The following is a 9,635-nucleotide window of genomic DNA, read 5'->3' as shown; positions in this document are numbered from 1 at the left end:
TTTTTGGGAGATATCTCGCCCGCCGTGCCCCTACTTCTAATTCAGCACGGCATGATTAAGGTTATCTGTTTTTGGGAGATATCTCGCCCGCCGTGCCCCTACTTCTAATTCAGCACGGCATGATTAACGTTATCTGTTTTTGGGAGATATCTCGCCCGCCGTGCCCCTACTTCTAATTCAGCACGGCATGATTAACGTTATCTGTTTTTGGGAGATATCTCGCCCGCCGTGCCCCTACTTCTAATTCAGGTTAATTAACCGGACATGATATAATTTATCAAAATGGACAAGGATTTACTAGCATTTATCGCGGGTGTAGGTTTACTGATTCTGTATTTAATCTTCTCTGCAATGACCGAAATGGGGACAAAATTACCTTGGAAAAAGTAGCGGATTTAAGAAACCCGGTTTTTCTAAAAAACCGGGTTTCTGATTCAGTTATTGCTGCGGTTCTACAATCGAACCCATAAATAACAAAGTTTCCGTTTGATTATCTCGAATTGCCACAAAAAATGGACGATCTACAACCATGTTAAATGGCTCGTTTACTGGCATGGCAGACGTTGCCCGAATTCCTACAGAAGTTACGGCTGCGGCTTCGGTTCCTTCTTCATTTACCTCTACAAATGTTTTGTGCTTGACCTCATTAATATTGACAGGGGTAGAGGTCATCCCGGTAAAATTAGCTCTGTCTTGAAATGCAATCCCCATCCCCAATGCTTCCAAAGTTTGTTTCAGACTAATGTCATACTCTAATTTGAAGCGGGGTAAAGAAATCGAACCTTCTCTATTCCTAAACTGTTTAATCCATTGTTCCCAGTTTTCTGGGGTCAGGTTGTTATAAAAAGATTGCAGCGTCGCGTTAGGTTTGGGTAGAAAAACATACATGCTCATCCGCCGCGATCCGTAGGGCAGACTAATTGCCTGAAACGATTCATTTTCGTAATAGCGGAATCTGCCAAACCGGGACATTAATGGGTGCTGTTTGCGCGTTCCGTTTAGCAAGGTAAAAGGACGATCTTGAGTGGCATTTTTGGGGAATTCATCAGTCCAACTGCCTTTAAAGTAAATCGCATTGATCAGATAAAGCAATGCATCGGGACTAATTCGGTCGATAATGGTAGGAATTTTGCCCTTGGTATTCTGGTTTACCCAATTGTTGATTGTCGATACCGCATTGGGCTTGTTGAAATTCAGATTGGTAATTTGTGCTTTGTAGAAATCTTTGTTTCTTTGGAGGAAATCTGGCTTAAAGTTGATTCCTTCTCGCGCCCAGAGGGAATTGGCAATAGTTAGCTGAACTTTGGGGTCTGGATTGGTTAAAATTTGGCTTAAAGCAAGCTGAGCTTGGTTAATTTCATCCAAACTCATGCCTGGGAATTCTAAAGTTTGAGCCATTGCTTGCTGGGTAGAACCGTTGGCGCCGTTGTAGGTCATGGCGAGAGCGATCGCAACGCTGGTAGGCGAAACAAAAATGTTCTGGCTGCTGTTTTGCTGGAAAATTTCCGAAAACAGTTTAAAGCCAAACTTAGTATTCGCTGCAACTAGCTTTTCATTCATAGTACTTGCCTGCTTAACCGAACTGGTATTGGTAACATCAGCAGATGCTGGCATTGGTTTTGTCATGGATAACCCTGCAATCTCGCCCAGCGCCGCTAAACTGATAATAGCCGCAAGCACGATGCCCCTGGGATTGAATAATTGCTTTTTCATTGCTCAAATATAAAACTTTTTCTGTCAAAGTTGGATAAATAATCAGGCGAATATTGAATTATAAAAGTTCCCCATCTGCCTCAGAAACCCGCTTTCTCAAACAATACCTATGCCCATTGTCTAAAACGCCCCCATGCTAAAGCATGGGGCTACACAAACAAAGCCTGCCAAAGCAGGCTCAAATTAAATCCAGCCCGCCTTCGCGGGCTTTGTCTGTGTAGCCACACCCTTACAGGGTGTCGGATGCAAGGTGATACTCAAATCAAACAGCCCGCGAAGGCGGGCTTTGTCTGTGTAGCCACACCCTTACAGGGTGTCGGATGCAAGGTGATACTCAAATCAAACAGCCCGCGAAGGCGGGCTTTGTCTGTGTAGCCACACCCTTACAGGGTGTCGGATTTTGCCCCAGGGACGATCAAACAAACCGGGTTTCTTGGGATTTATTCACCTACCCCAAGTGGTAGCCTACTCTCAGCTTCTTCCTGCCCAAAACTTAACCAAGGATGACTGGTAATATCCAACGGGGTGGCAAGTCCTAAGTCGTAGCGGGTTGTGGTTTCTCCCGTTTCCAGGTTTTTGATAAACGGTTTTCCCGTCCAAATTTGGCAACTGCACATCGGTTTTTGTTCCACCAGTTCAAATCCTCCCTCTATGGGTTGTAATGGGAAAAATTCGATGTGCCAATGTCCGGGTTCAACTACTACATAGTTTGGGGTTTTTCCTTCTGCTATTGGTACTGGTAATTTGTCGTAGGGGTGGGATAAGTTTACCTGGGCGATCGCTGTCGGCAGAAAATCAATATCGATCGCATCAGTACTTATCCCCGTACAGCGGGCAAATTCCAGTACCTGCTGCCAATCATAAACAGGCTCAGCATCCCCGTACAAACAAGAATTTTCCCCAAAACAGTTTCCTCCCAACAACCAAATTAGTTTGGCGAGGATGGTTTCGATGCGTTGGCGATCGCATCGGATAATTTCCACATCTTCCGGTAGCAGCATCCGTCCCGGTACGCACCACCAGTACTCCCAAACCGTAGTAGCATTGAACGGAATCAACCGCCTGACGATACCGGGTATGCGATCGCACCGCTGTATCGCCCTCATTTCTTCCGGCGATGCTACTCTGATATCTGGCAGGGAACGCTCCAAGTTTTGCTCTAAGGGATGTTCCGGCGCCAACGCCAATTCCTCTGAAATCAAACTATTGAATTCCAACATAGACCCTCTGCTCCTATTCGGTCTAACCCCGCCTATTACCTATCTTTTCTGCTATTTTCACCTGGTTAATCCCGTCTTAGTTCCACATCATAATTGTTTTTGTTGTTACAATCTGCCCTCCCTCCCAAAGAAAACTGCCGTAACTTACGACACTTCCACCCATACATTTTTTCAGCCAACCACCCACATTTTACTGTCGTTGCGAGCATTTATAGCCAAGAAGCTAATTCACAATCATGTATCAAAATTTACCCAAGCAATTTTTAAGTTTTACTACGATTGTTCACAATAAGTTAATTTTAACCTCACATCTTCTTCATAATTTTATCGTATTCTCACAATCAAGCTTTAGACTCTACGATTCCACGAGAGGTTGCCATGAATACTTGTCCTTGTTGCTCTAATCAATTACTCCGACACGCTCGACGAAGTGGTGTATACTGGTTTTGCCCAAGATGCTGGCAAGAAATGCCTGTTGTTTCGGAACATATCGCCAAAAGCGATCGCGGCGTGCTACCCAAGTCGCGCTTTGGTAATATTTCGGCCTCACTTGGCAGTAATTTATACAAAGAAGTGGCTGCACTTTCGGTAAGCTAATTTAACCATCTTCGTCTTCAATTAGCTCTAATAAAGCAGACAAAGTTTGTTCAAAATCAGCTTCTAACTGTTCTTTGATAGGATTAAATTCGTGAGCGAAAGGTCGATTTTCAATTTGCTCGTTAAAGACTTCAAGCATACTTTTAATCGCTTGAAGTCTGGCTGCAAGCACTTTAATTTGTTGCCAGTTATCATCAGAAAAATTAGTCACGGCTTCTCTATCGAGGGAGGGAGAAGTAGGAACTTCGTATCATTCCCTGAATCCAAAACCCAAGTTTATATTTGAACTGCCGCCTTTTATTTAAGGATAGTTTAAGAAGGAATTAAGCTATTTTAAAAACAAAAATGATATCGTTTCCTTAGGCATCGGAATTACGACCTGTAGGGGCAAGCTAGCAATTAGCAATTAGCAATTAGCAATTAGCAAGAAAACTAATCATTCCGATGCAACCGGATTTGATATTACCGGAGTTTCCCTGACAATTTAGCTCAAAAATACACCCTACTTTTGCGCGTTTATTTCCCTTGTTGGGGGCGGGTTGATGTAGATTAGTATCGCCATAGATAATCGGTGAAAACCGCCCGCGACATCGCTCTTGCTCTGGCTATAAACGTATAAATACTTAGGAAAAAGTGCGGCAACTACGCCTTAAGGCTTACGGGTTTCCTCACCGCAATACCCGCAGGGAAAGGATAAATTAGCAGAAAGTAAACAAAAGTTCATAGAGCGGTTGAAAGACCTTCACCCGTTTCAAAGAACCGCTCGGCGAGGTAAACCCACCATGTTTGAATACTTTACAGACAAAGCAGTTAAAGCAGTGATGCTGGCCCAGGAAGAAGCACGCCGCCTGGGACACAATCTCGTGGGAACCGAGCAGATTCTCTTGGGGTTGATTGCGGAAGGGACGGGTATTGCTGCTAAAGCGCTGTCTAACTCCGGCGTGACGCTGGAAGCCGCGCGCAAAGAGGTACAAAAGATTATAGGTCGGGGGACGGGCTACGTGCCGATGGAAATTCCGTTTACCCCCAAAGTGAAGCGCGTATTCGAGCTATCTTTTGAGGAAGCGCGTCAATTAGGACATAATTACATCGGACCAGAACACCTGTTGTTAGGATTAATCCGGACAGGGGAAGGTGTCGCTATCAGAGTGTTAGAAAACTTGGGCGTTGATTTATCTAACCTCCGGATGCAGGTGATTCAGATGCTGGGAGAAGTTGCCGCAGTTCCTGCGGGTGGTGCGAGGGCGTCGCAAGGAAGCAAACACAAAACCGCAAAGTTAGACGAGTTTGGGACAAATCTCACCCAACAAGCACTAGAAGGTAAACTCGATCCAGTTGTGGGGCGGGAAAAAGAAATCTCCCGTGCCATCCAAATATTAGGTCGCCGCACGAAGAATAACCCGGTATTGATTGGCGAACCCGGTGTGGGTAAAACTGCGATCGCCGAAGGTTTAGCCCAGCGCATTGCTAATAAAAACATCCCCGATCTGTTAGAAGACAAGCAGGTTTATAGCCTGGATATGGGATTGTTAATCGCAGGGACGCGCTTCCGGGGTGAATTTGAAGAACGCCTCAAAGGGATTGTGGATGAAATCCGTAAAGCTGGAAATATCATCCTAGTCATCGATGAACTTCATACCTTAATTGGTACGGGTGCAGCAGAAGGCGGAATGGATGCTGCTAACATGCTCAAACCTGCATTAGCACGGGGCGAATTGCAGTGTATGGGGATGACCACCCTCGATGAATACCGCAAGCACATCGAACGAGATGCAGCATTAGAACGTCGCTTCCAACCGATAATGGTAGGCGAACCCAGCGTTGAAGAAACGATCGAGATTTTGTTTGGGTTGCGAGAGCGCTACGAGCAGCACCACAAAGTTAAAATATCCGATGCTGCTTTACATGCGGCTGCTAATCTGTCAGATCGATATATTAGCGATCGATTCTTACCCGATAAAGCGATTGACCTGATTGACGAAGCAGGTTCGAGAGTGCGCTTGAAAAATACGCCAGCTTCTGCTACCAAGGAACTCAAGCAACAACTGCATAAAGTTACCAAAGAGAAAGAAGCAGCAGTCAAAGAGCAGGACTTTGATAGCGCTGGAAAATTGCGCGATCTCGAGTTAGAACTAGAAGGGGAAATTAAAGCGATCCAAAACAATTCTCAACGCTCATCTATTACCCCTGAAGTCACCGAAGAAGACATCGCCCACATTGTCGCATCTTGGACAGGAGTACCCGTCAACAAAATCACCGAATCCGAATCCGAAGTGCTGTTGCATTTAGAAGATACCTTGCACCAGCGCGTCATCGGACAAGATGAAGCAGTCAAAGCAGTTTCTCGCGCCATTCGTCGCGCCAGAGTTGGGTTAAAGAATCCCAACCGACCGATAGCCAGCTTTATTTTCTCCGGCCCTACCGGCGTGGGCAAGACCGAATTAGCCAAAGCACTCGCGGCTCATTTCTTCGGTTCGGAAGAAGCGATGATTCGGTTAGATATGTCCGAATTTATGGAATCTCACACGGTTTCTAAATTAATCGGTTCGCCTCCCGGATACGTCGGTTACGACGAAGGCGGACAACTAACAGAAGCCGTGCGGCGCAAACCATACTCGGTCATCCTGTTCGACGAAGTCGAAAAAGCTCACCCCGATGTCTTCAACACCCTGTTGCAACTGTTAGACGACGGTCGTTTAACCGACGCCAAAGGTCGAGTAGTAGACTTCAAGAATACCTTACTAATCATGACCTCGAACATCGGTTCAAAAGCGATTGAAAAAGGCGGCGGCGGTCTGGGTTTTGACTTCTCCGACGACAAAAACGAAGCGACTTATCACCGCATTCGCGACCGAGTCAACGACGACCTGAAGCAATACTTCCGACCCGAATTCCTCAACCGAGTTGACGAAATTATCGTCTTCCGTCAGTTGACAAAAGAAGAGATCGTGAAAATTGCCGACCTGATGTTGCGCGAAGTTGCTAATCGCTTAACCGAACAAGAAATTAGCCTAGAATTCACCCAACCGTTCAAAGAATTAGTAGTCAAAGAAGGCTACAATCCCAGCTACGGTGCAAGAGAACTGCGGCGAGTAATTATGCGACGTTTAGAAGATAGCTTAGCCGAAGCCATGCTATCCGGTCGCATCCAAAACGGAGACACAGCCATTGTAGATGTTGACGATAGTGGCTCAGTCAAAATTATGGCAAAACAACGAGAGTTGCTGCCTCAATTGGTTGGATAAAATGTGACGCATTCTTCCCCTGGTATCCCTACCAGGGGATTTTTTTATATACCCCTGGTTATACCCCTGGTTACCAGGCTCTTGCCTGGTAACGCAGATCTAGAGGCTCCGCCTCACAGAGTCAGGACTTACGCACGCGGGGCCAAAAACAAAGGTGATGCGTTAATCTCGCGCCTCTAAACCCACGATTTTTCGTATCACCAAAGTTTTTTTGCCTAAGTCCTGAGAGTAAAGAAACCCAAGATACAGCAGACGCGCTAAGGAGGTGTCAGCGTTAGGCGGGCTTCGGTACTAGCTTGCACTGCACTTGGCTCCCAAATGAAGGGTTGATATTGAATCTTTCGCCACGGTTCAATCATATTGTCGTAGTGTGGATGGAAGGCATGACCGGACTGTCCAGGAGTGTGGATGCTCAGAGAGTTTTGCAGGTTGTCCAGATCCACAATCATCCGCATCGAAGGTAACCATGCTACTTCAAAGGATTCAGTTGCATTCCAACCAGTAGCATTGACAATTGAACTGCCCCCTGAAACGGAAAAAGGGCCGCGATTGAAGAGTGCTGCAATTAAAGCAATTCCCGATCGCCCCAAGGTCGCATTGCGGAAAGTAGCGGTATGTAAATTGCCCCAGCGCCATTTAGCTGGGTCTTTGCTAAAGCTGCCTTCCAATTCGTCCACAGCTTCAGCAAAGGCTTGCCGAAAAATGCGATCGCGATTTTCAATGTCCGGCGTTTTCTTGTTGTCCCACCAAGGGCTATTTGGTTGCTGCACCAAACGACTTATTACTTCAACCCAACGATTTTCTCCATCAGGCCAGTAATCTTTAGGTAGGTCATCATGAAATGTGTCGGCTAAAAGGTGTTTCCAAAAAGTCTCAAATAAAGCAGGGGCAGCTTTATCCATATTTTGCTGAAAATCCCAACCAACCAGGATATTGCGATAGCGATAGCGGCGCGGATGCGCTACTCGTTCCCAGCGAGCGTCATTTAAGGGAATCTTCAGCAAAATCGGTACTAAATTTGCAGCATTTAAGTTCTTATTATCCCCCTGCATTTGCTGAACATAGCTTAGAGAAATGGGAGCTTTTTGCGCCTCGATCGTCTCGATAATTCGCTGAGCGCGGAAACCGTAATCCCAATCTTTTGTAATTAAATATGGGTAATTTGAGCCGACTACAGCATTGTTAGCGGTGACAATATAACCTTGGGGCGGGTTAAAAGCGAAGGGAAGTTGCGGAAACGGAATGTAACCTTTCCATTCAAAATTTTCAGTCCAACCGGGAACAGGATAGCTCCCGTCGCCACTAGCGCGAATCGGGATTTTTCCGGGCATTTGATCACCAATATTGCCATTGGTGTCCGCATAAATCAGATTCTGGGACGGCGCATCAAATTCTTTAGCAGCAGCGCGGAATTCATTCCAATTTTGAGCGCGGTTCATCTGCAAAACTGCCCGAAAAGTATTGGCAGTTTCTAGGGCTGTCCAACGTAGGGCAATAGCGTAATGTTGGGGTAGATTTATCCTAGTCTTATTACTAAAATTTTCCAGTCCTTTATAAGTATCTGAAATAATTGGGCCATGACGGGTGTAACGAACTGTCAGAGAAAGCGATCTACTGCCAGCAACTTGGATATTCTCTTGGACAAGTTTCATATCAACCCATTTCCCATTAAATTCGTACTGGTTGGGATTATTCGGATTGATTTTCTCAATATACAAATCTGCTACATCTGGATCGACATTGGTATAACCCCAAGCAATGCGATCGTTATGACCGATAATAACTCCCGGCATACCTGCAAAGGAAAACCCACCAACGTTGTAGGGACAATCAGATGTTTTGGAAGTGCAGTGCAGTGCAACTTGATACCAAATTGAAGGCATTTGAATGCCCAAGTGAGGGTCGTTAGCTAAAATAGGCTTGCCTGTAGCGCTGCGCTTACCTGAGATAACCCAACTGTTTGAACCAATGCCATTTCCAGTTTTTCCTAATAAAGTTTTTAAAGTGGCAATCTGTCCGACTAGCGGTTGCAAATTAGGAACGAGTGTGGTATTAGCACGATTAACTAAAGCACAGGACTTACGCAAAGAAACCCGGTTTCTAAGATCGTCGTGCGTAAGTCCTGAAGCAGTTGAATTAGAGTTAATAGTATTATTTGGGTTAGGAACAATTATCGGATGGTTTTTAGGATAAGGGGGAAAGAGTTCATTAATCTGAGATGGTGTCAAAGTTTTGGACAAAATAGCATTTTCGATTTCACTGTCAAGACTGGTGCTGAGATCCCATGCCATCGCTTTTACCCAGGTTAGAGTGTGCAGAGGTTGCCAGGGTTTGGGCTGATAATTTGGGTTGAGTTGTTTGAGGACAGTGTATTCTAAGCTAATAGAATCACCTTGGCGATCGCGTAAATAAGCATTCACTCCATCTGCGTAAGCCTGCAAGATTGCTTTTGTGTTTGGATCGCTTTTTGCGAACTCTTGTTGTGCCACACGCGCCCATCCCAATGTCCGCAGGAATTTATCGGTATCCACCTGGGAATAGCCTGCCATTTCTGCTAGGCGACCCGAACCAATATGCCGCCAAAAATCCATTTGCCAGAAGCGATCTTGTGCGTGGATATAGCCTTGAGCCATGAATAGATCGTGTTGATTTGAGGCATAAATATGCGGTACGCCCCATTTATCTCGAAAAACTTCTACTTTATCTTTTAAACCGGATAGTTTTATAGTGCCTGTTTCTTGGGGCCACGATCGACGAACGGTATATATAGCAAACCCGCCAGTTATAGCGGTTAGCGCTAGCATACTTGTACCAAAAATTTTAAATGCTTTGATTAATTTGGGTTTCATGTTTGCCGAAG

Annotated in this window: 6 protein-coding genes; 2 read left to right on the top strand and 4 right to left on the bottom strand. The window is 45.4% G+C overall.

All coding sequences use genetic code 11. The annotated features are described in order from the left end of the window. Nucleotides 1–438: 438 nt before the first annotated feature. Nucleotides 439–1,713: a serpin family protein gene (locus MiSe_RS30320; RefSeq protein WP_226587326.1), complete on the bottom strand. Its 1,275-nt coding sequence runs from the start codon at nucleotides 1,711–1,713 to the stop codon at nucleotides 439–441. 440 nt (nucleotides 1,714–2,153) lie between these two features. Beyond that, complete coding sequence (locus MiSe_RS30315) at nucleotides 2,154–2,933, bottom strand: hypothetical protein (RefSeq protein WP_226587325.1); 780 nt, start codon at nucleotides 2,931–2,933, stop codon at nucleotides 2,154–2,156. Between the two features lie 378 nt (nucleotides 2,934–3,311). On the opposite strand from MiSe_RS30315, the gene MiSe_RS54075 reads away from it, so the two are divergent. Beyond that, a complete protein-coding gene (locus tag MiSe_RS54075; protein ID WP_444980571.1) occupies nucleotides 3,312–3,530 on the top strand; it encodes a hypothetical protein in 219 nt (72 codons plus the stop codon). Nucleotide 3,531: 1 nt separating this feature from the next. Here MiSe_RS54075 and MiSe_RS30310 read toward each other — a convergent pair whose 3' ends face one another. Further along, nucleotides 3,532–3,741 carry a hypothetical protein gene (locus MiSe_RS30310; RefSeq protein ID WP_226587324.1) on the bottom strand — a complete coding sequence of 70 codons (210 nt, stop codon included), beginning with the start codon at nucleotides 3,739–3,741 and terminating at the stop codon, nucleotides 3,532–3,534. A gap of 571 nt (nucleotides 3,742–4,312) precedes the next feature. Between MiSe_RS30310 and MiSe_RS30305 the strand changes: the two genes are divergently transcribed. After that, nucleotides 4,313–6,775, top strand: coding sequence for an ATP-dependent Clp protease ATP-binding subunit (locus MiSe_RS30305; RefSeq protein WP_226587323.1), 2,463 nt, complete (start codon nucleotides 4,313–4,315; stop codon nucleotides 6,773–6,775). Between the two features lie 257 nt (nucleotides 6,776–7,032). On the opposite strand, the gene MiSe_RS30300 is transcribed toward MiSe_RS30305, so the two are convergent. Further along, nucleotides 7,033–9,624 (bottom strand): penicillin acylase family protein, encoded by a 2,592-nt coding sequence (locus MiSe_RS30300; protein WP_226587322.1) that lies wholly within the window; start codon nucleotides 9,622–9,624, stop codon nucleotides 7,033–7,035. Between the last annotated feature and the right edge of the window lie 11 nt (nucleotides 9,625–9,635).

It is taken from the genome of Microseira wollei NIES-4236 (assembly GCF_020521235.1).
In the GTDB taxonomy this organism is placed as follows: domain Bacteria; phylum Cyanobacteriota; class Cyanobacteriia; order Cyanobacteriales; family Aerosakkonemataceae; genus Microseira; species Microseira wollei.
Note: the sequence above shows the minus strand (reverse complement) of the source record. Positions and strands in the feature narration are given on the sequence as shown.